Raw genomic sequence first — 20,666 nt, 5'->3', positions numbered from 1 at the left:
ATTTTACAGTTTAATAGAAGTCTTTTTTATGTCGAAAAGTATAATTTATGATAATGAAAAAAATGGAGAAATCTTTACCGCAATAATTACAGCACAAACAAAAAAAGCCGCATTTGCGACTCATGAACTTATAGAACTAACGCATGCGTTAGTTGAATTATTTACCGTTTAATCGCATCAACAATTAGCGATGGAAAACCAAGTTTATCTCCTTGATTTCTAGAATCATACCTTTTTGAACGGAAAATAACACCATCGTTCGCATCCATTCGTTGTAATAAATCTTCCCAGGTAGTTTCAACTAATAAGTTAAGTTCATCTTCTTGAGTTTGAATCCAACCTGGATTATTGTTAAATGCTCCAGCTCTAACTACTACTTTAATTTCGTTTTGTTTTATTACCATCACTTTCGCCTCATAAGAACTTTAATTCATTTCCAATCACAAGAATTGAGGAAGGGGTATCAACATGAATAGACAAAACAAGAGCAAAATGGGGGTATGTAAGTGCAAAGCAAAACAGAAAAAGGAGACAAAATAGACGCCTCCTAAGAAGAACCAAATTTATCCCACAACAACAGCGGCGTTTTGGCTAACGATTGTGCAAGTTGTGTACTGGATTATTCAGATTTGTAAGCTTTTACTTTATTAATCATCTAGAGGTATGCCCATTTTGACTCCAAATTCCCCCGAGAATGCGGTTTTTGCTAGTGTAGGTCTTCTGATTTAGAAACCCAATTTTCCTAACACAATAAGCGATAGAGAGAAAAATTATGAACCTCGATTCCAAAGTGAATCGAGGTTTTTTATGACAATAGTTAAAATACAACGGAATAGTCATTGTATTAATTTTCCTAAAAGAGTGAATAGAAAGAAAAATATGATATATTCATAATATCCAATCATTTTTAAGGGAGATGGGGAACATGACAGCGGAAAATCAAACAGTTGAAAATAAGGAACTAACGATTTTTAACCACATTGGAAACACAATTGTAACAGAAGATAGAGAAATCCAAATTATTTCAAGATTAGAAGAGCCTCTTATTGTCGTGTTAGCGAATGTATTAAGCGATGAAGAGTGTGAAATGTTAATTGAAATGTCTAAAAATAAAATGAAACGTTCTAAAATTGGTGTTTCGCGCAAAACAAATGATATTCGGACGAGTAGTGGTACATTTTTAGAAGAAAGTGAGGCCGTTACTAGAATCGAAAGACGAATCGCTTCGATCATGAATGTTCCTGTTGAACATGGAGAAGGGTTACATATTCTAAAGTATACAGTTGGCCAAGAATATAAAGCGCATTATGATTTTTTTGCAGAAAACAGTGCGGCAGCAAATAACAATCGTATTAGTACCCTTGTTATGTATTTAAATCATGTAGAAGAAGGCGGAGAGACTTTCTTTCCAAAACTCAACCTTTCTGTATCTCCGAAAAAAGGAATGGCGGTATATTTCGAATATTTTTATCAGGATGCATCATTAAACAAGCTCACTTTACATGGCGGTGCACCTGTTAGCAAAGGTGAAAAATGGGTTGCGACGCAATGGATAAGAAGAAGACCTTTGTAGTAGGATACCACTCAATTACGAGTTTTTTTTTTGAAGTAACAAACAAAGAAGAGATAGTAACCCCTATGAAATAGATATTTAGTTGTTTATAAGACTCTCTCAATTTTAAAATGAAGGAGTTTTATATTGGATTCCAGATATGTTGACTGCTGATAAAAAAAGTTATGACTTTATAAAAAACACAGCCGATTTTTACTTGTCAGCCGTGTTTTCAAAATAGAGTTTTCGGAATATATTCCAGGAGAAATAATATTTAATATTCGATGTTAATTTGTTTGGATTTTTTTCGGATAAAGCGGGGTATATTGGGTTCTAGTTTTTGAAATTGAATGACTTCCTTTCCAATCTACTTGTGGTACGGGAGGAGAGGCAGCATCAGTTTCATACGTTACATGAATAAAAACAAATTATTCCACATTTCATCTTCCTATATATGGTAAAATAGAACAAAAAAGGAGATAAGTAAACATGGGCAAAGCAATCATGTTTTGCAGTTTAGTTGTATTCATGTTTCTAACTGCCAGAACATTGAGTTTTCTTGGTAGAAGAAAGTGGAGTTTGTTTGCAAAGAGTACATGGAAACAAGATTTGTATGTATGTATTGGCATAGCGTTAACGACCATATTACTTTTCTTTTAAAAATTACAGTAAATAAAGTTTGTAGGACAAAATTGGATAGTAGCTCTTTGCGGGGAGATTACTGTTTCCTTTTGGAGGTGGAGATACATAGATATCCTATTCATTTTAAGTATTTATGCGGTATTCTTGTTCATGTTTGCAATACCAGTCGGTTTTTTTCTGCAATACTTCTTGTATAAGATTCCGTTTCTCAAATTTACAATCTGTATCTATGTGCTAGTGGGGATTTATTTTTTGATAAGGAAGTGGGTTGTCGAATTCTCCCTGCTTTCAGTGGCTATGGGTTCCTTCTGTCTTGGTTTATTGTTAGCGATATTTGTACAAAGAATCAACAGGAAAATTGAAAGTGAATTTCAAGAGGGAATAAACAAGCGTAGATGAAAGACAGATCTTCACTGACATAAACTTTTACTGTTGTTCATAATCAATGCACGGACTCCCTGGGGTTTTCATTCACATATGCTTTATTTTTAGCGTCAAATGGCATCTTATCCTTCGTGATGGTCCAATATCACTAAAATTGTGTAAGATACGTTATAACTTTACAAAAAAACACGACCGATATTTCTTGTCGGCCGCGCTTTCTTATCATACAAATTAATCATTTAAGAAATAGAGCTCACATTGTAACGAAAATATAGGTGAAGCAAATTTAATATAAAAAACATTTTATTTTACGATCATCTTTAGCAACTTATTTAATTCAACAAAAGCGAAATGGAGGACAACAAAATGTAGTAATAAGCCTAACACTTCAAAACTGAATTGTTTTCCCTATAATATCCTAATCGTTGAGATGGAAAGCCAAAATAACGATAAGAACATTCAATCCGAATACCAATACCAAGTAGGAAAAAAACGCAACAGTTGTAATGGTACTTAGAAAGAATAATGATTTTTGGCCATTTAATAATTTCATATTATCTCATTTTCCATTTAATCATACTCCAAAGAGAGCGGTCCCCCCGATCATCCAGATAAAAGGCGTAAAAAAGAGTACAGTATTTAATATTAATCCAATTTTTGACCATCCATTTTTGTCCGCTTTAAAGGAGATACATGCTAAGAGAATTCCGATTGGACAAAAAAACAAAGGCAAGAAAATAGGGAGTCCTTGAAAGGGAGTTGGAATCATTTCATATACAAAATTGATAATAAGTAAAGTTAATAATATGGGTATGAAAATAGATATAACTGCTCCTAACTTATTTACTTTCACCACAACACCACCTCTTATAAAGAAGTTTTAATATATATATTATTATATATTATTTGTAAAATTGTAAAAACCTCTATAAAGAACAATAAACATTACGAAAACAGTCTTTGAAAATAATGATTATAACTTTACAAAAAACACGGTCGATTTTACTTGTCGGTCGTGTTTTCATATGTTTGATATTAGAAAAAACATGACTTTTCACTAAAAAAAGTTTAGTGACAGAAAGGACGAAAGCAAACAAAAACATCAATTCGAGATAAGGGGCATCTCTGGACACAGTGTTAGTTGCCACTTGTGGTACAAGAGAAGATTCAAAAGCGAATGTATCAATGAGCATTTGTTTTGCGGAGAATTTAAATTACTATGTAAATTAGACTTTCAATTCGAAATGATATAAAACGAATAGTTGGAATTGTTTACAAATTCACAAAATGGTGATAATATATTACAAAATTGAAAAAATACAAGCGCTGAAGAGAAGAGTAGTTAAGGTTTGATTGTTTACAGAGAGCTCCTTCTAAGCTGAAAGGGAGTAATAATCTACTTAATGAAGAAAGCCTCGGAGCTTCTTGCCAAGCTAATTAAAAAATTAGGGATTGCAAGACGGATTCTTCCGATATAAGGATAGGGTATAATCTGTACCCGAAGAGGTTGATGTAGTGATACATCAACGAACTGAGGTGGTACCACGAAAGCTACAGCTCTCGTCCTCAAGATAGTTATCTTGGGGGTGGGAGCTTTTTTTATTGTTTAGATGATAATCAAAATTAGAAAAATAGTTTATCAATGGGGGCGTATTGTAATGAATCCAATATTATTAAATGTTCCACCTCAAATAGAAACAGAAAGACTCATACTACGAGCACCCTTACAATCTGGGGACGGAAGTATTGTAAATGCAGCGATAAAAGACTCCTTTAATGAGTTAAAAGCATGGTTACCCTTTGCACAAAACATTCCTGCTGTTGAAGAAACAGAAATGAACCTGAGAGAAGCACATATAAAGTTTTTAAAAAGAGAGAGTTTTCGTTTTCTTATTTTTCATAAAAATACCAATGATTTCATTGGAACAGCAAGTCTTCAGGGAATAAACTGGGACATTCCTAAATGTGAAATTGGTTACTGGATCCATACAAAATTTGGCGGGAATGGATATATGATAGAAGCCGTAAAAGAATTAACTAATTTTGGATTAAACCAAATTCAATTTAAAAGAATTGAAATTAGGTGTGAATCCGCAAACATAAAAAGTCGCTCCATCCCTGAGAAGTTAGGATTTGAGTTAGAGGGGATACTAAAAAATGAAGATTTATCCGCAGATGGAAGGAAACTAACTAACACTTGTATTTATGCCATCACTTAATCAGTTACAAAATGGAATGAATTGTATTGAGCACTTGAACTAAATAAGTGAAACGAGTATATGTACAAAAACACTAGCTTTCTATGCATTTGAGGGAACGTAATAATATCAAGAAAAGGTGTTAGTGTCAGAACATATATTAATTTCCGAGAACGAAGGTTATCTTAAAGAAGGAGAAATGAATATGCCAGAACTACATACAAGTCGTCTCATTATGACTACATTTACAATTGAAATGATGGAAAAGGTACTAATCGACAAAGATGCTTTTTCGAAGGAGTTTTCGTTCAATATTCATTCCGAGTGGCCTTTACCAGAATATCAACAATTCTTTCCTTATAAGATTAATAAGTTTAAAGAAACACCGATAGAAAATAAGTGGGAAGGACTAATCATACATAAAGAAACGAACACAATTATAGGTGACATGGGGTTCAAGGGTAGTCCTAATGAGGAAGGAGCTATAAACATAGGGTATAGCATAGTACCCGATCAAAGGGGAAAAGGTTATGCTAGTGAAATGGGAAAGGCACTTGTTCAATGGGGACTTGCTCAAACAGGTGTTAAGAAAATTGTAGCTACATGTTCCCCAGATAATCATCCGTCTATTAAGGTTTTACAGAAAATTGGATTACGATTTACCGAAGGTAAAAAAGGGAAACTATACTGGACTACGTAATCAGTATGGTTTCCGATAACATGGATTATGACTTTTCAAAAAACGAGGCCGATATCACTTGTCGGCCATGTTATTTCTCAATAAAAAAAGTACAAACCTTCTGAGTGAGGTTTGTACTTTTTTATATTATATAATTATCTTGTTGGTATCCAAGCACCATTTCCATCTACCCAGTAACCATTTAACCAAGTATTCCTAACCATTCCTCCAGTAGATGTATCCAAGTAGTACCATGTACCATTTATTTCTTTCCACCCTTTTACCATTGAGCCATCTTCATTAAAATAATACCAAGTATCTTTCAACTCAAGCCAGCCCGTTGCCATTGAACCATCTCTTTTTAAATAATACTTCTTATCTTGAAGAGATAACCAGCTTGCTACTGCACCATTATCATTTAAGTAATACCATTTTCCACTATCTTGTACCCAGCCTGTTACTTTTACACCATTACGATCTAAATAATATCGTTTACCGTCTTCTATTTTCCAACCTGTTTTCACACGATTCCAGTTTGTCACGCTTGTTCCATCTTCGTTAAACTTATACCAATTTTTTCCTAACAATGCCCAACCTGTCGTCATTTCGCCACTCTGTTCGAGGTGGTAAAAATACCCATTTATATATATCCAACTTGTTTGCATATTTCCACCATCTATGTAATACCACTTTCCATTTTCATATAACCAGCCTGTTTTTGCTTCTCCGTTATTCTCTAGATAAATCCAACCTATTCCATTATTTACCCAACCTATTGCCATTTCACCGTTGTCTTTAAAGTAATAACTTTTTCCATTTACCCCTGTCCGGCCTATTGCCATCTCTCCATTGTCTTTTAAGTAATACCATTTTCCATTTATCAGTTTCCAACCGGTCAACATCTCACCGTTATCTTGAAGGTAGTACCACTTTTCATTCACTAGTGTCCAGCCCGTTTTCATTTGTCCTGTATATTCATCTAAGTAATACCATTTTCTGCCTTCGTACAACCAGCCAGTAGCAAGTTCTAATGTTTTAGCATCAACATAATACCAATGGCTTGCCCCATTCAACGCTATATAATTCCAACCAACTGGAGGAGCTTGTAATGTAATGTCACCATCACTTAAATCTTCCAAACTCTCATAATCTGCAAGCTTGATTTCTTCATATACATTAGAATTATATGCCGCTAATGATTTATACCAAGGAGAAATCCTATGAATTTCCCACGTACCGATTTGTCCGTAATTGAATTCACTTCTATAAATAGTCTCATACCTTTTGGTTTGTTCATTATAGTGTAAGTATATAATTTGATATTGTTCTTTGTCCTCTTCATTTAAAGATGGAAGAATATATTCTACCTGAAGTACTTCACCTTCTTTGGGTTTTACGATTTCTTCATTTACCTCCACACTAATTTGAACGTTGATTTCTTTACCAAAAGGCACCTCGTTTGGCGTTACATGAACGCTTTTAATCCAATTAATATGTTCTGTTTCCGCACCTACTTCTTTACTAAACACCACGCTCATCATAACCATGACTACAAGCATCATCGCTTGCATCGAAATTTTTCGCATCGTACCCATATGTATGTAGCCTCCTGCAGCTATAAAATTGCGACTTGTCATTCCCCCCTGAAAGTTTTTATTGTTACGAATATAACGATAAAAACTTTCAGGGGGGAAAACAGACAAATCTAGAATAGTATAGCAAACCCAAAAATTATCTTACATTTCTTTTTTATTATCTATTAAAATTGGAATATTATATTTTGAAAACATAAAAAAGTCCCTGCAAAGCATAATCGCTCCGCAATGGCTCTTTGTCGTTTAATTATTTTACTTTTACTCAAATGTTACGTTATGTAAATCTAACAAAGCTTCTTTTTATCAATCTTTTTTTTATGTATTATTCAATCGCAGTGATGAATGATTTAATAATAAAGAAGAAGTCTCCATGTCAAAGGGATAAGGATTAGATGAAGAGTAAATATGATTCTAGAATATTTTGTATTTCTTTTTAGATTTGCGGTTCCATTTGTTAAAATTAGAAGTTTGTCTTCAGATTATCGCGATAATCTGAAGACAAAAATAAGATAAGTAACATGATAAATCTAATAATGAGAATTAACAGAAAAATTGAAATATGATAAATTAGATAATAGACGATATAGAAAATACCTAAAGTTCTTTCATGTTATATTAATTTATTCATCATATGTAAAGGGGAGTATATTATGGAAAAGGAATTATTAGCGAAAAAAATTTATGATATTTCACATATTGAAGGAGAGTTCAAGTTAAGATCTGGAACAGTTTCAAATGAATACTTTGATAAATACTTATTTGAATCAAATCCAGAGCTTCTTCGAAATATTGCTGAATATTTGTCGGAGCTAATCCCAAGTGATACAGAAGTTTTAGCAGGTTTAGAAATGGGTGGTATTCCAATAGCTACAGCATTATCTTTAAAAACAGGTATACCTGCCGTATATGTAAGAAAAAAGGCAAAAGAATACGGAACATGTAAATTAGCAGAAGGAATTTCTATAGAAAATAAAAATGTATGTATCGTTGAAGATGTTGTAACAACAGGGGGACAAATAAAACTAAGTGCTGAGGATCTTAAACAATATGGGGCCAAAGTACAGAATGTCCTATGTGTTATCGAAAGAACTCCAACCTCAAAAGAAAATCTAAAAAGTGCGGACTTAGAATTACTATCTTTATTTACAATGGAAGAATTAAAAGCGAGTAAAATATTATAATTATTGGAACTAGCTAGCATCACATTTATAGTAATGCTATCTTTCTTATTGTTTGTGCTTAAATTAAATATGGGGAAATTAGGAGATTTATTATGAGGACTGAATTTAATAATAAAACGAAAGAATATGCGATTGGTAGGCCGACTTATCCAGAAGAAGTTATAAATAAAATGAAAGAACTTGGAATTGGAAAACAGTCTATAATCGCTGATATTGGTGCAGGAACAGGGCTACTTACTCATATGTTATGCGGGTTAGGTTGCAAAGTTTTGGCGGTTGAGCCAAATGAAGAGATGCTTAATGAGTGCAAGCGATATTGTTCAACTAATAGAAATATTGAATATATCAATGCACCTGCTGAAAAAACTCAATTAAAAGAACATAGTATAGATGTAATTACGATTGCACAGGCATTCCACTGGTTCGATAAACAATTGTGCAAAGCAGAATTCCAACGGATTTTGAAAGAAGATGGCTATGTTATTATTTTATGGAACGACATGCAGAAAGACAGTGGATTTGCAAAAGAATATATAAATACTGTCTACAAGTATAAAATTAAAACAACAGCTGGAATTTCCAATTTTGACCCTGATAAAGAGAAGTTTGATTTTTTCGGACAAGATTATATAAAAATATATTATGATAATTGGCAATCAGTAACGGAGGAAGGTTTAATTGGGAATGCACTGTCGTTATCCTACACACCATCTAAATTAGATAGTAATTATGATGAATTTCTTCAAGAGATTCATCATCTGTTCTTGAAATATCAACAAGATGGAAAAGTCACTTTTCATTACAAAACAGAGATTTGTATTTGTAGATTTGCAAAGTAATGATTTAGTGAAAATCGGCATTTTTTAAGTAAAGATCGGTCGGAAAATAAAAAATAACCCCGATAAAAAACACTTGGAGATTACCAAGTGTTTTTTTTATGTGATAAATTTACTTCTAATTTTAATGCAATTTTTATTGTTTTTTAGATTGTAAAATAAAATGTTGATTTTAATTTTCGCCAGGTTATCTGAACTACTTAGATCAAAATGGGTGCCTTTTGTTTCATTAAATCATATTTCAAGCGATGTATTCGTGATCAACAAATACTTTTAGATGGATCGCGATTCCATATGTCGATATCAAAACAATTGACATTATGCTTTTTGACTATGAACAACTTTAGAATCTCTTAATGAAGAGTTTTGTTTCCCTGGTTTCACAAAAACCATGGCTATCATGCCTATTATGACTGCAATTGCAGCAGCAATAAACATTGCTTGATATCCATGTTTGACAACAAGGCTGCCTGTTAAAGTTGGAGCAATGATCGTAGCGAGATTTGCAATGAAATGAGTTACGCCGCCAAATGTGCCCGCTTTATTTGGCTCAGTATCTAATACAACCGTCCAGTAAATCGAGTTCGGTAAGTAATTGAATGCATTCCCTATGCACATTAAGGTGAGTACCATTGCAGGACTCTTGACAGTCGGAATGAGCATAAAACAGATAGCTGTACAAAATAAAGAAGCGACTGTAAACCAAGATCTTGCAAGACGTAGATTCCCCGTTTTTTCACGTATTTTATCTGAAATTTTCCCGCCTAATAATCCTGTAAAAATAGCACCAACCCATGGAATCATTCCTAAATAACCAAGCGAGGCTAATGAAAATCCAAATTCATCTTGCAAATATTTAGGAGTCCAGGTCAATAGTAAAATATTCACATATAAAAACGCAAAATACCCAATGGCATTCATGACTAAGGTAGGGTTTTTGAAAAAATGGTACCAAGGTGTATGTATTTGATGATTGTTTTCGAATTGACTTTCACCAACAAGTAAGCTATCCGTATTTCGAATTTCTTGCAGTTCTATTTCTGAAACCTTTGGATGATTTTCAGGCAAATCCGTAAAGACTTTAGACCATACGATTGTCCATAGCAATCCTACTATACCTAAAATAATGAACGTGATCTTCCAGTTGGTAACAGAGAGAAGACCAACAACAATTGGTGCAGTAACGAGAGCACCTACTGGTGTTCCGATTAATCCAAGTGCTACAGCGAAGCCTTTTTCCTTTGGCGAAACCCAGTTAGCCATTGTTCGATTCATCGTTGAGAATGTAGGACCTTCCGCAAAACCAAATAATACTCTAAACACAGCGAAACCAGCTAATGCTGAACCACCAAATAGCGCAGCGCCTACTTGCCCAGCAAATATTGTTCCTAATTCAAAGATTGACCAGCTAGCACCAGCAAGAATCCACATAAATTTCGGTCCCTTTTTATCCGCAAGTGCTCCGCCAAATAAGGCACCAAAGATGTATCCATATCCAAAGTAGCCGAGAATTGCCCCCCAACTTACAGGATTTAAGTGGAATTCTTTTATAATCGCAGATTGTGCATATGAAAGTGCACCTCTATCTATATAATTAATAACAGTCATGAGAACAATCATTAAAATGATAAAATATCTATATTTATTCTTCATCATGTGCCCCCTTATTTTCATGGATATGTTAGCGCAGCTGTAGTAGATTTATTCACATTGAAACGAAACAAGTAAGTAAAACAACAATTGATAAAACGAAACATTCTTTATGTAATTCAAAAATAATAACTTCTTTTAAATTTTGTATGCTTCATCCAAAAAGTGAAGTAACGTGGTTATGATTAGTGATATTCCGCAAAGTGTTGAACCTATAAGAAATTCAATCTTTTCTCCCCGCTTTCTAAGTAAGCTAGAAAATTGAAAATGTAACATAATATTTAGATGTTCGTTACATTATTTCCTAATTATTTCACCTCCTTAACTGTAAAATATAGAATTTTTAGAAAATACTGTCTGTTTGATATTTAATCATAGTTAAGTTATGCATAAAAGTCAATATACAGATGTTTGTTGAAGATATTACCAGCACTGTGAATATCACACGATGTTGGTGTATCCACATGAATAATAATTCATATTTTTCCATTCATAAACACTTGAAATGTTCAGTAAAGAATAAGTCGAAATACTTTTCAGAAGGATTCGTTCAATCTCATATTGAAATTTAGCTAAGTACTTTTAAATCTATGGCTTGGGGAACAGATTGTGAATCAAACTTCATTTGAAATACAAGGATAACAAATTATACTAAGGGAATTTATTGAAAGGGGAGATCTATGCATGGAATTATCAAGGTCTCAACTATTGGCTTTGGAGCATATTACAAAGTATGCAAGGAACTATAAACATGAGGCTAAAGCAACAATTAATCACATACTTAAAATGTCTAATATCTCGGATGAAATTTTTGAGAATGCTGTTGCTAATTTAAAGTCTCACGCAAAGATTGGTCTACATTTTCATCCAGATAGACCAGATTCGACTATGAAAAGCGTTGCTGAAGCACTGCTTGAGCAGGGAATATATAAGAGCCAGTTTGAAACATTATTATCTAACGGCAGCGTCTCCGCTTACCCTGGTGGTGAACGCGACCTCTGGGAGAAAAGAATTTTTGGAGGAGCATATCAACTGGAGTGCACAACTAATAACCAACGGCCTAAATATGGGGCACTAAATTTGATGTTACATTCAGATGGGCCTGCTCCACGTTTTGGGTCATGCTATTTTCTATTATCCCCTGAGGTTTCTCATCGTTCCACATACACGTATTTGGATTCGCATCAAGACCCAAAAGAAAAGGGGACTTATGAAGAGTTTGACATCATTTTGGCTGCTCTCTTGGAAGAGGCGTTCTTAAGAGATTTTGCAATCGGTGAAAGAAATTTGACGCCAGCAAGATTAATCAATCATTTGCTGGTTAATTTGGAAAGGCCGTTTACGGACCTAGCAAACAAAGAGCCAAACCGCAATCTTAACCACTATATTGAAGCACAGGTTCATGGGGATATTTCTCTTAAAGAAGACGTGGAAGCGCTTGTTGCAGATCCTTCATTCAAGGACACTCAAGTAGGGAGAACCTTAGAACAAATATGCCTTAAGTATTCTATTAATCTTAATTGGCACATGGGCTTTGTACTTATGGTAGACGAGGTTCCTGCGGATTTTAGAGGTCCAACAATGCCTTCCTTGGCAAGACGTATTGCACGAAATGATTTTATTGATGCGAACATAATTGGATCTGCTGTAATGGACTTGAAACGAAATCCAGTATCTTGGAGTGATCGCGGAACTTATAAGGAGGTGCTTCAGGAATTAAAACTATTGTGGCACGTTTTAGTGAGATATGGAAAGCCGAATCGAAAATTGAACTAAATGTCGCTTTTAAATAAAGTCATGGTGTTTATCTAAAGGGGTGTTTTTATAGTGAAAAGTGAAAAGAAGATCTGAACTGAAAGGCGGATTAAGGAATTGTTGAGTAGCAATAAAGTTACTCCACTAAAGGCCCAGATAATTGAATAAGCAGCTGCACAAATCTCTACTTTTTTATGCAGTTGCTAGGTTTCTTCGTTTTGTTAGCGGTACATGCCCATCAACCTAACAAAAATAAACTACCTCAAAATGATAAAACTGAGCAACTCAGGCAAAAACCTTGCTTTGGGGTAATAGGCCCAGATCGTAAAAGGCTATTCCATCACCTCTTCAAAGCGTAACTACAATAAGGACAAGCCAGTTTTTTTTATTTAGATTCAATAAATCACAAACAAGATTAGAATTATCAAAGACAAAGATATAATGTGGCACATTATATCGAAAAAAAGAAGAATAAATACAGGTATAGAAATTCGGCATGTTCTATCTTTTTTTGTACTACAAATGACCTCATTTACTACAACAACATTTTCATAATTGTTGTAGTAAGAAATCCTATTGATTACTGTTGTTTTATAAAAAAGATAGATCATTTAAAACAAAGTTCGATTATTTATAATAAAGATTGATCATTTATAATAAAGTTTGATTAAAAATCCTGTGTGAATATGCAGGGTTTTTTCTTGTTCAACAATCGGGCCATATTGTGGAATACCATATTTAATTGATCGTGAAGAATATGAAAAAATGTATTAAGTTAACGTGGCAAAAGAACAGGAAGGAGTTTTTGGTAGTCATAGGGAATTTAGAATATTAAGTAGATAAGTTATATAGGGGCACTGCCGACAAAACGCGATTATACACTAAGACGTTTTTGGGAAGTTAAACCCCTGATTTTTCTACGCCAAGCAGAAGTATCATGTTTTTTTATAACCGTGGGGGACGCAGTGTGACACCTTATGGTGATGTCCAATACCACCTACGTACAACATTCAGTAACTGGGCAAGAATGACTAGGGATTATTTATATAATGTGAGAAAGGCTGTGAAGTTGTTTGAGTGGTTATAAAGCAATGATATTTGATTTAGATGATACCTTACTTGATAGGGATAAGGCAGTAGATAAATTGTTTTCAATTATTTTAGATAAGTGTTATGGGGATGTTAAACAACATTCAGTAAAAAACGAAATGTTGCAGAAATTCAAGGAATATGATAAAAGAAGCTATGGCTACAGTGACAAAGTAAAAGTTTTGGAATCATTTTTTGATGAATTTCCACCAAAATATAGATTGCCAAGCAATGACATTCAGGATTTTTGGAATAATAATTTTCCACATTGTTTTTCTATAGACCAAAATACTATTAATATCATAAACACTATAAAGAAGCATGTTAAAGTTGCAATTATTACAAACGGTTCAACTCAGAGACAAAAAGCTAAAATAATGAACACTAATTTAAATAGTTTTTTTGATATAATAATTATTTCTGAAGAAGTGGGATTTAGTAAACCTGACAAACGCATATTTGAATTAGCATTAAATAAGCTTAATGTGCAACCGGAAACGGTATTATTCGTTGGAGACGATCTAGAAAGGGATATTGGTGGTTGTCAAAATGCAAATATAAAGGGCATATGGTTCAATCCTTATATGATCAAGAATGATACTGAAATAAAACCATATGCCGAGATCAATTCTTTTGATAAATTACTAAGTTATTTTACATATTCAGCATTTTCGTTATTCCGTTAACGGGCGCTTTAATTGAGCAAGGATAACAAAAAATTATCAAACTTTTTTATAAAAGGATGAGTCAATTGAATATAGAAAAAGCGTGTTTTGATCAATCTTTTTTTCAAAACACACTTTTTCTATTTGCCTCTTTTATCAAGGTTTATTAGGTTAATTTAATCAAACTTTATTTCAAGGATACAATTACACTCAAATCACGTACGTTAGGAAACGAAAAGTGGTTCCTTGAGTTATCAAGACCTAAATTATAAAAATTCATAAAATAAAAAGACTATCACATATTAGTCATGATTAACATGTGATAGCCTTTTTATTTGTTAGTTATGCTACATATTTGTCGAGTGACAATGATTAGGTATACTGCAATGAAGCATGAGTTTAGTATGAAAAAAAATTTATAGCATAAAAAAGGAAGGTGACGAAAGTTATCTTTCTTTTTTTATGCTTGCGAATCATTTTTCGATTTTTGTGCTTGTGAGCATCAGCTATCCTTAGATGGCTTGCGATTCCATATGCTGACATCGCAATGTTGTCTTTTGATTGTAGCGATATCGGAACAATCAAAAAATCTAGAGTGAGATGTTATGTTAACAAAAAGGTTGTTTATTTAATTATTTTTCCTTGTTCTATAAAGCAAGTACACACCAACTAAAAATAGAAGCATTCCTATCTGCCAATATATTCTGTTCACGTCTTGAAACAAGATAAATTCCCAATATTCAGAAGTATAATTCCAATGCTTGTATGGATATATAAGTATTACTGGTATCAATCCAAAGATAGAAGAAACTGTTCCGATTACAGTTAAAAATATCCCTAACAGCTTGATAACTATCTCCCCTTTATGATAATAAATTTAGTGTAATTTTACACCTAAAGGAAATAATTGTAAATAATAATATCTGAGTTTTATAGAATTTATTACCTGGTTATTTAGTCAGTTATTGGTTTGGAATAAAGTTTGATGTAGATTTGAAATAAAGTCGTACCGTTTATAACTAAAGTAATTGTTGCTGTAAATGTGCTTTTCATGAGGATGTGTTGTTGTTGTAAATGAGGTCATGCAGAGGTCTATAAAATTAAAAAAGTACACCACTTTCATTAAGCGGTGTACCAATATTTATATAATATGTAACATTATATAGAACCTCTTGTTTTTGTAAGAGAGGATAGCTATTGCAATTTCTTTATTTTACATAGTAGGCTTGTCCTTATTCCATGCCGCCCGGCGAATTCAAACGGCAATCACACAAAGCCGCTATCCGCCCTAGATCTATCACCCCTGCCACAACGCAGGCTTTGTCACCATGAACCATAACATCGCCATTAAAAGAACAATGTAAATCCAAACAGAACGCCGCAACAATTGAATCAAGGCGTCCTTGTCTTGGCCGGTTTCACTGAATTTCCGAATGGTCGGCGAAAAGGCGCGGGCCAGGAAAAATAATGAACTCGCCATGAGAATAAGGGTCATCACTATCCAAGGGGTCTTCCAAGTCCAAGGGCCCGCCAGTACAAGCAGAACCCCGGATGCAACCAGCACATGCCCGGCATGCTTGGCCAGCCTGACCGAAAATCGGAATACATCCAGATAAGCCTGCTGTGTTCGGGCCTCTGAAGCCCGCAGTTTTTTGATGAGCGGAAGCAATACAAAAAACGGGCCGATGGATAAGATTACACTGAAAATATGTACATACAGAAGAAGTCGATACAACATGTCCATCCTTATATCACATTAACCTTCGATGGGACGGAACTCATGAACCCAAACTCTCATCTTTGGCAGCCACGGCATGCCAGGGTGAAGAGACAGGATAGATTGCTTATATTCCTCCACATTCGCATAGCCTTCTTGATGGGCATGCTCATCAGTCAATTCGCCAAGTGACTGCGAATAGACCTTCTCCACAACATATCGGTGACCTTGAAGCTCCATCACTTCCCCGACATCCGCATATCTCCCGTTGCGGCGAGTAGCCGTTTTCTGTCCTGCAAGCACTTTTTCAATGTCCTCCTGAATCGTGATGAGACGTTCAATCGTACATGTTTTTGGCGGTAAAGCGTTCGTTTCATTTTGGTTTGTCATCCGAGTCACTCTCCTTTTTTTATTTAAACATAAGTCTACTTTATCATATAAAAAAATTATTCTATATAGCAAGTTTCTACTTAATAGGGATAACAAACTTTCATACAATGTTTATACGATAAACACCAATAATGGGAAAAAGCAGCGCTTGGTTTTGGTGCAAAAACCTCAAGATAATTGCAATTAATCTCTGAATCTTGGACATATTGATACTAGTACTCTAAAAAAGGGATGTAATCGGTATGGAAAATCAAAATTTGTTCAAATGGAAGTTTCACTTTATCTCTCTATAGTTGTCTACGAAAATTCAGTTCATTTTTTCATTTTGGGGAACAAGAGATTTCTTAAGTTGATGGCGATGTGGCGGTACCCCATAGAAATATAGTAAAAGCTTATTCCATAATTGGGAGCATAAGTGGAGTAACGAAAAAAACCCCAATTTAACTGAGAAATTGGGGTTTTATTTGATGTAACAGTTAGCCACTTTCAATTGTTTTTTTAGGTGTGAAACTCAAGCAATTTTAATCATCGTTTATAAATATGAACGCTGAGCTGGCCATGAACCTTGGAGTTTGCGAAGTTGTACAATTTGTCCTGTATGATAAGCATCGTGCAAAAGGATATTAAGATATTGTTGCCAAACTGGTAGAGAAGGACTTGGTTCATCCAGTTCTGCTTCTTGAAGGGATGTTAATGAAGATTGTAAGGCATCATGTACTTGAAGTGTTCGCTTCACTGTTTGTTGCCAAGCATCATCATCATTAGGTCCACCTTGGACAAACGTGTCATCATTATTTTGTGGAGCAACAAATGTGTCATCTTGATGTAAGCGGGAAAGTAAGCGTTCTTTAAAGGTTAGTAAATGGTTTACATTTTCCCAAATCGTATTACTGGCCTTTCCTTCTGGTTGCCAACATGCTTGTGCAGCGGTAAGATTCTTTAACGCTTCTGATATCGGTGGGTACCATTCTTCTTCGTAAAAAACTTGCTTGACTCCATTTTGCAACATTTCTTTTTTACTCATTAGTATAGCCTCCTTTTTTATAATTTTCCAAGAAAATACAGAATAGTTAAAATATACATGGTCTTTATATCTGTGGAGCCCAATCGTTGAAGATTTCACTCAGACAAATCTGAAAACAATGCTCGGTAAGATCGCTTCTAAATGGGAAGTATATCTGATGACTTATTGGCATCAAAAACAATGGATATATGATAGTAGTGTATTTTTAAATGAAATAAAAAATTCTTATTAAACTAAAGCATGCGTTAGTTACATTAGGACTAAAATAGCCTGTATCAATGATTACTTGGTAATCATTGATACAGGCTTTATTTTTCAGTAACTAAATGTCCTTATATATATTTAAAACATGTTGGTCCTTTTCTATTTTTTGAAATATCAACAATTATCTTTAATAGAGAGAAATAATAAAAATTTAGAATGAGATGTGTGTCTGTTAGAAAATCAGACGTTAATTTTATTTCACAATGATTCATGTTTTTCTTACCTTTAGAAATGTTGCTAATTAAGATATCTAAGCTTATATTATTAGAGTGTATAACTTTTAGATTATTTTTTATTTTTAGTTACTTATCGTTTGATTTACTTATTAATTTTTAAGGGAGTTATCTTATGGATTATAGAATTGTATTTTTTGATGTTGATGGAACTCTTACACACCATGAAAATGGTAGTATTTCAGATAGTACGAAAGAAGCTATAAAAGCACTGAAAAATAAAGGGTTAAGGGTGGTTGCAGCAACAGGAAGGCCGTTATCCATGTGCGATGAAATAAGAAAATTAGGAGTAGACACGTTCATCACAGCAAACGGAGCTTATGTGAAGTACAATCAAGAAGTTCTTTATAAAGTACCAATGGATAAAAACATTATTCGAGAAGTGGTTGAATTTGCATATATCGAGAATAACGGACTGTCATTCTTTACAGAAGATTTTAGTATGAACGGTGTAGAAGATAAAGCAATACTAACAGCATTAAATGAAACGTTGTCATTGAATGCTTATCCAACTATAGATAAACATATTCATAATCAAGAGGTCTATTTGATGTGTTTGTATGCTACTGATGAAACGGTAGAGAAATACATTCACAAGTTCCCACATTTAACGTTTAGCAGATGGCATCCTTTTGTTTTAAATGTATTACAAGAAGAAGTATCTAAATCTCTAGCTATCAAAAGTGTCTTACAGTATTTTGACATTGATCAATCAGAGGCTATTGCGTTTGGGGATGGAGGAAATGATATAGACATGTTGGAGTTAGTAGGACTTGGGATTGCTATGGGAAATGGCAATGAACAATTAAAAGCAGTTGCAGATTTTGTCACGAAAAAGTCAAGTGAAGATGGAATCGACTTTGCTCTAAGAAAGTATGGAATTATTTAAGGATTCATAAAGAACTGATATTTCATTTATGTTTGGAGTGATGTTTTACTGTTCATATTGAGCTAACCATTTGTTGAATATATCCATAACTTTGTGAATGATAGCTAAATTGACCACCATGATTATAAAGCCTAAAATTGAATACAAGACAATAGTATCTAATGGGAATAACTGTACTATATGCTTAATGATATAAATACAGATAGGTAAACAAATAATGCTTGTAATAATAGCAGGGACATATCTTCGTATGATCAATGTTTGAAAGCAATGTATTACTAAGTGTAAAGTAAATGCAATAAACAAACCTAGCCATAAGCTATACCAATTCATTGCATAGGAAAAAATTGTAATTATACTAATTAAAATAAATTCTTCTGCCACTCCAAGGGCGAAAGATGATGTTGTAATATTATCAAAATGAGGTAATAACCTTTTTGATAACGTAGGAAATCTTTCACATAAATAGCCTCTATTTTTCCTTATCCATGGTTGTATGAAAATTATTTCTTCAAAATCGTGAAAAATAAAAAGTATTGGAAAAAGCCATACCATCACTTGTATATCATTCATTGTCATCCCCCTAAAATTCTAACTTAATAAAAATGAAGCCTTTACTAAAGGCTTCATTTTTGTATCATAAGAAGTATATTTTTCCTAATACAAGGAGTATAAATATAGCCACCCAAAAGGTAAGCATAAATGTAGCTTTTTGTTTTATTTGATAAGCTCTCACTGCTTGAAGTACGGTCATTACAAATAGTAGAATCATTAAAATATTGGAGCTGATTGATTCAGTGATAAAACCATAAACAGAGACAACAAGAACAGCTACAGCACTTAATAATGACAAGGTTTGAATCAGTTTTGATAACGTCATCATATATCCCCTTTTTGATGAATGATTCCATAATATATATTCAATTAGACAAATCGATATCCCTAAAAGATATTTATGACAAAAAACATGGCAAAGAGCCATGTTTTTCATTGTTTCCATTATCAATATTCCGTCAATTATACTGGCATTTTTCATACTTTGTAATCTTATTAGGTCTCCGGGGTTACTTTCATCTGTCCTCAAAGCGTAGATGGACGAATTTCAGCATCTTTATCAAATCAACAATTCGTACCATTACGCGTGTGCTGCTTTCCCATTGTTTTTTTGTAGGTATTCCTTTAAAGAACGATTCACAGCTTAATACCTTTATTTTTGGCGACCATTTTTCCATAGATTTTGGATTATTGACGTAAAAGTACATTATGGCACCTTTGTTGCCAGACTTTTTAACTGTGCGGTTTGAAAGTCCAAGCGCAAATTTTGATTCCGCGTCGAAATACAATTCGCCACCAGGAAAGCGCTGTGCCATGGCGGAAAACATTTCTTTAAGTTGACTTTCCTGAAAGTAATAAAAAACTCCTGCTGAGACGAAGAGTATTCCATCATCCTTATTAAATTTAATGTCGTCAAACCATGAAATATCAAAAAAAGATTTGGCAATGCTGACATTTCTCGGTGAATCTGCTATTAAAGTTTTACGAAAAGTTATTGCATCGGGCAAATCGAGATTATACCAATTGATCGTACCGTTGTCGATTCTTGAAAAAGTGGTATCTAACCCAGAGCCGATGTTCACAATGGTGGCTCGAGGATGCTTAGTGATAAAATTTCGGATTGTGTCATCAATTTTGCGAGCACGAACGATGTAGGTTATCCCGCCGTATTCACCAAAAGTTTTGGCTATATCGGCAAAATCAAAATCACATCCTTTGATAATGTTAATAGCTTCCTTGTCATCCAAAATTTCTGGATTCTTCTCGCTGCCACTAGCACGTCCCCAAAGGGGGATGAGCATAGTACCTTGAACAGATTGTAAATCTATCATTTTCACCATAAAAATCCTCCGTTTCAAACTGCTGTAT

At 33.9% G+C, this 20,666-nt stretch carries 20 protein-coding genes and 1 other annotated feature; of the genes, 10 read left to right on the top strand and 10 right to left on the bottom strand.

The features are described 5' to 3' along the window. The first annotated feature begins 28 nt into the window (after positions 1-28). Positions 29-172 (top strand): hypothetical protein, encoded by a 144-nt coding sequence (locus WAX78_RS04940; protein ID WP_336481142.1) that lies wholly within the window; start codon positions 29-31, stop codon positions 170-172. Here the strand turns inward: WAX78_RS04940 and WAX78_RS04935 are convergent. Beyond that, complete coding sequence (locus WAX78_RS04935) at positions 162-407, bottom strand: hypothetical protein (protein ID WP_413789157.1); 246 nt, start codon at positions 405-407, stop codon at positions 162-164. The genes WAX78_RS04940 and WAX78_RS04935 overlap by 11 nt on opposite strands. Positions 408-925: 518 nt before the next feature. Here WAX78_RS04935 and WAX78_RS04930 point away from each other — a divergent pair. Further along, positions 926-1,573, top strand: a complete 648-nt coding sequence (locus tag WAX78_RS04930; protein WP_336481141.1) for a 2OG-Fe(II) oxygenase — start codon at positions 926-928, stop codon at positions 1,571-1,573. 468 nt (positions 1,574-2,041) lie between these two features. Next, positions 2,042-2,212 carry a hypothetical protein gene (locus WAX78_RS04925; RefSeq protein ID WP_336481140.1) on the top strand — a complete coding sequence of 57 codons (171 nt, stop codon included), beginning with the start codon at positions 2,042-2,044 and terminating at the stop codon, positions 2,210-2,212. Positions 2,213-3,152: 940 nt separating this feature from the next. Here the strand turns inward: WAX78_RS04925 and WAX78_RS04920 are convergent. Continuing rightward, entirely contained in the window at positions 3,153-3,431 is a 279-nt protein-coding gene (locus WAX78_RS04920; protein WP_336481139.1) for a hypothetical protein, read from the bottom strand. A 464-nt stretch (positions 3,432-3,895) separates the two neighbouring features. Next, positions 3,896-4,149, top strand: a binding site (T-box leader). 87 nt (positions 4,150-4,236) lie between these two features. On the opposite strand from WAX78_RS04920, the gene WAX78_RS04915 reads away from it, so the two are divergent. Both WAX78_RS04915 and WAX78_RS04910 read left to right on the top strand, forming a co-directional pair. After that, positions 4,237-4,797 carry a GNAT family N-acetyltransferase gene (locus tag WAX78_RS04915; RefSeq protein ID WP_336481369.1) on the top strand — a complete coding sequence of 187 codons (561 nt, stop codon included), beginning with the start codon at positions 4,237-4,239 and terminating at the stop codon, positions 4,795-4,797. Positions 4,798-4,981: 184 nt separating this feature from the next. After that, positions 4,982-5,476: a GNAT family N-acetyltransferase gene (locus WAX78_RS04910; RefSeq protein WP_336481138.1), complete on the top strand. Its 495-nt coding sequence runs from the start codon at positions 4,982-4,984 to the stop codon at positions 5,474-5,476. Between the two features lie 134 nt (positions 5,477-5,610). Here the strand turns inward: WAX78_RS04910 and WAX78_RS04905 are convergent, their stop codons facing one another. Then, the gene (locus WAX78_RS04905) at positions 5,611-7,050 is read right to left on the bottom strand and encodes an N-acetylmuramoyl-L-alanine amidase family protein (protein ID WP_336481137.1); all 1,440 of its coding nucleotides are present in this window, start codon (positions 7,048-7,050) and stop codon (positions 5,611-5,613) included. Between the two features lie 650 nt (positions 7,051-7,700). Here WAX78_RS04905 and pyrE point away from each other — a divergent pair. Together pyrE and WAX78_RS04895 are read left to right on the top strand one after the other, a co-directional pair. Next, positions 7,701-8,231, top strand: a complete 531-nt coding sequence (pyrE, locus tag WAX78_RS04900; RefSeq protein WP_336481136.1) for an orotate phosphoribosyltransferase — start codon at positions 7,701-7,703, stop codon at positions 8,229-8,231. Between the two features lie 92 nt (positions 8,232-8,323). Next, on the top strand, positions 8,324-9,070 hold the full coding sequence (locus WAX78_RS04895) for a class I SAM-dependent methyltransferase (RefSeq protein WP_336481135.1): 747 nt from the start codon (positions 8,324-8,326) through the stop codon (positions 9,068-9,070). 315 nt (positions 9,071-9,385) lie between these two features. Here WAX78_RS04895 and WAX78_RS04890 read toward each other — a convergent pair whose 3' ends face one another. Beyond that, positions 9,386-10,720 (bottom strand): MFS transporter, encoded by a 1,335-nt coding sequence (locus WAX78_RS04890; protein WP_336481134.1) that lies wholly within the window; start codon positions 10,718-10,720, stop codon positions 9,386-9,388. 681 nt (positions 10,721-11,401) lie between these two features. On the opposite strand from WAX78_RS04890, the gene WAX78_RS04885 reads away from it, so the two are divergent. Continuing rightward, the gene (locus WAX78_RS04885; RefSeq protein WP_336481133.1) at positions 11,402-12,493 is read left to right on the top strand and encodes a DUF3626 domain-containing protein; all 1,092 of its coding nucleotides are present in this window, start codon (positions 11,402-11,404) and stop codon (positions 12,491-12,493) included. A 1,070-nt stretch (positions 12,494-13,563) separates the two neighbouring features. Next, positions 13,564-14,247, top strand: coding sequence for an HAD family hydrolase (locus tag WAX78_RS04880; RefSeq protein WP_336481368.1), 684 nt, complete (start codon positions 13,564-13,566; stop codon positions 14,245-14,247). A gap of 1,276 nt (positions 14,248-15,523) precedes the next feature. On the opposite strand, the gene WAX78_RS04875 is transcribed toward WAX78_RS04880, so the two are convergent. The 3 genes from WAX78_RS04875 to WAX78_RS04865 all read right to left on the bottom strand — a co-directional run bounded on the left by WAX78_RS04875 (position 15,524) and on the right by WAX78_RS04865 (position 17,357). Next, positions 15,524-15,964: a DUF2269 family protein gene (locus WAX78_RS04875; protein WP_230577047.1), complete on the bottom strand. Its 441-nt coding sequence runs from the start codon at positions 15,962-15,964 to the stop codon at positions 15,524-15,526. 18 nt (positions 15,965-15,982) lie between these two features. Next, on the bottom strand, positions 15,983-16,333 hold the full coding sequence (locus WAX78_RS04870) for an ASCH domain-containing protein (RefSeq protein WP_336481367.1): 351 nt from the start codon (positions 16,331-16,333) through the stop codon (positions 15,983-15,985). 532 nt (positions 16,334-16,865) lie between these two features. Further along, positions 16,866-17,357, bottom strand: coding sequence for a DinB family protein (locus WAX78_RS04865; RefSeq protein WP_336481132.1), 492 nt, complete (start codon positions 17,355-17,357; stop codon positions 16,866-16,868). A 612-nt stretch (positions 17,358-17,969) separates the two neighbouring features. Between WAX78_RS04865 and WAX78_RS04860 the strand changes: the two genes are divergently transcribed. Beyond that, positions 17,970-18,743: a Cof-type HAD-IIB family hydrolase gene (locus tag WAX78_RS04860; protein WP_336481131.1), complete on the top strand. Its 774-nt coding sequence runs from the start codon at positions 17,970-17,972 to the stop codon at positions 18,741-18,743. A 45-nt stretch (positions 18,744-18,788) separates the two neighbouring features. Here the strand turns inward: WAX78_RS04860 and WAX78_RS04855 are convergent, their stop codons facing one another. The 3 genes from WAX78_RS04855 to WAX78_RS04845 form a co-directional block, all read right to left on the bottom strand. Continuing rightward, positions 18,789-19,316, bottom strand: a complete 528-nt coding sequence (locus WAX78_RS04855; RefSeq protein ID WP_336481130.1) for an HXXEE domain-containing protein — start codon at positions 19,314-19,316, stop codon at positions 18,789-18,791. A 64-nt stretch (positions 19,317-19,380) separates the two neighbouring features. Beyond that, positions 19,381-19,623: a hypothetical protein gene (locus WAX78_RS04850; protein WP_336481129.1), complete on the bottom strand. Its 243-nt coding sequence runs from the start codon at positions 19,621-19,623 to the stop codon at positions 19,381-19,383. A gap of 190 nt (positions 19,624-19,813) precedes the next feature. After that, positions 19,814-20,638, bottom strand: a complete 825-nt coding sequence (locus tag WAX78_RS04845) for a class I SAM-dependent methyltransferase (protein ID WP_336481128.1) — start codon at positions 20,636-20,638, stop codon at positions 19,814-19,816. Between the last annotated feature and the right edge of the window lie 28 nt (positions 20,639-20,666).

Source organism: Bacillus yunxiaonensis, assembly GCF_037104695.1.
GTDB classification, from domain to species: Bacteria; Bacillota; Bacilli; order Bacillales; family Bacillaceae_G; genus Bacillus_A; species Bacillus_A yunxiaonensis.
This window is presented reverse-complemented; position numbering and strand designations above follow the sequence as displayed.

Coding starts and splice junctions, on each gene's coding strand:
- WAX78_RS04940 (WP_336481142.1), top strand. CDS start 29: ATGTCGAAAAGTATAATTTATGATAATGAAAAAAATGGAGAAATCTTT.
- WAX78_RS04930 (WP_336481141.1), top strand. CDS start 926: ATGACAGCGGAAAATCAAACAGTTGAAAATAAGGAACTAACGATTTTT.
- WAX78_RS04925 (WP_336481140.1), top strand. CDS start 2,042: ATGGGCAAAGCAATCATGTTTTGCAGTTTAGTTGTATTCATGTTTCTA.
- WAX78_RS04915 (WP_336481369.1), top strand. CDS start 4,237: ATGAATCCAATATTATTAAATGTTCCACCTCAAATAGAAACAGAAAGA.
- WAX78_RS04910 (WP_336481138.1), top strand. CDS start 4,982: ATGCCAGAACTACATACAAGTCGTCTCATTATGACTACATTTACAATT.
- WAX78_RS04905 (WP_336481137.1), bottom strand. CDS start 7,050: ATGGGTACGATGCGAAAAATTTCGATGCAAGCGATGATGCTTGTAGTC.
- pyrE (WP_336481136.1), top strand. CDS start 7,701: ATGGAAAAGGAATTATTAGCGAAAAAAATTTATGATATTTCACATATT.
- WAX78_RS04895 (WP_336481135.1), top strand. CDS start 8,324: ATGAGGACTGAATTTAATAATAAAACGAAAGAATATGCGATTGGTAGG.
- WAX78_RS04890 (WP_336481134.1), bottom strand. CDS start 10,720: ATGAAGAATAAATATAGATATTTTATCATTTTAATGATTGTTCTCATG.
- WAX78_RS04885 (WP_336481133.1), top strand. CDS start 11,402: ATGGAATTATCAAGGTCTCAACTATTGGCTTTGGAGCATATTACAAAG.
- WAX78_RS04880 (WP_336481368.1), top strand. CDS start 13,564: ATGATATTTGATTTAGATGATACCTTACTTGATAGGGATAAGGCAGTA.
- WAX78_RS04875 (WP_230577047.1), bottom strand. CDS start 15,964: ATGTTGTATCGACTTCTTCTGTATGTACATATTTTCAGTGTAATCTTA.
- WAX78_RS04870 (WP_336481367.1), bottom strand. CDS start 16,333: ATGACAAACCAAAATGAAACGAACGCTTTACCGCCAAAAACATGTACG.
- WAX78_RS04865 (WP_336481132.1), bottom strand. CDS start 17,357: ATGAGTAAAAAAGAAATGTTGCAAAATGGAGTCAAGCAAGTTTTTTAC.
- WAX78_RS04860 (WP_336481131.1), top strand. CDS start 17,970: ATGGATTATAGAATTGTATTTTTTGATGTTGATGGAACTCTTACACAC.
- WAX78_RS04855 (WP_336481130.1), bottom strand. CDS start 19,316: ATGAATGATATACAAGTGATGGTATGGCTTTTTCCAATACTTTTTATT.
- WAX78_RS04850 (WP_336481129.1), bottom strand. CDS start 19,623: ATGACGTTATCAAAACTGATTCAAACCTTGTCATTATTAAGTGCTGTA.
- WAX78_RS04845 (WP_336481128.1), bottom strand. CDS start 20,638: ATGGTGAAAATGATAGATTTACAATCTGTTCAAGGTACTATGCTCATC.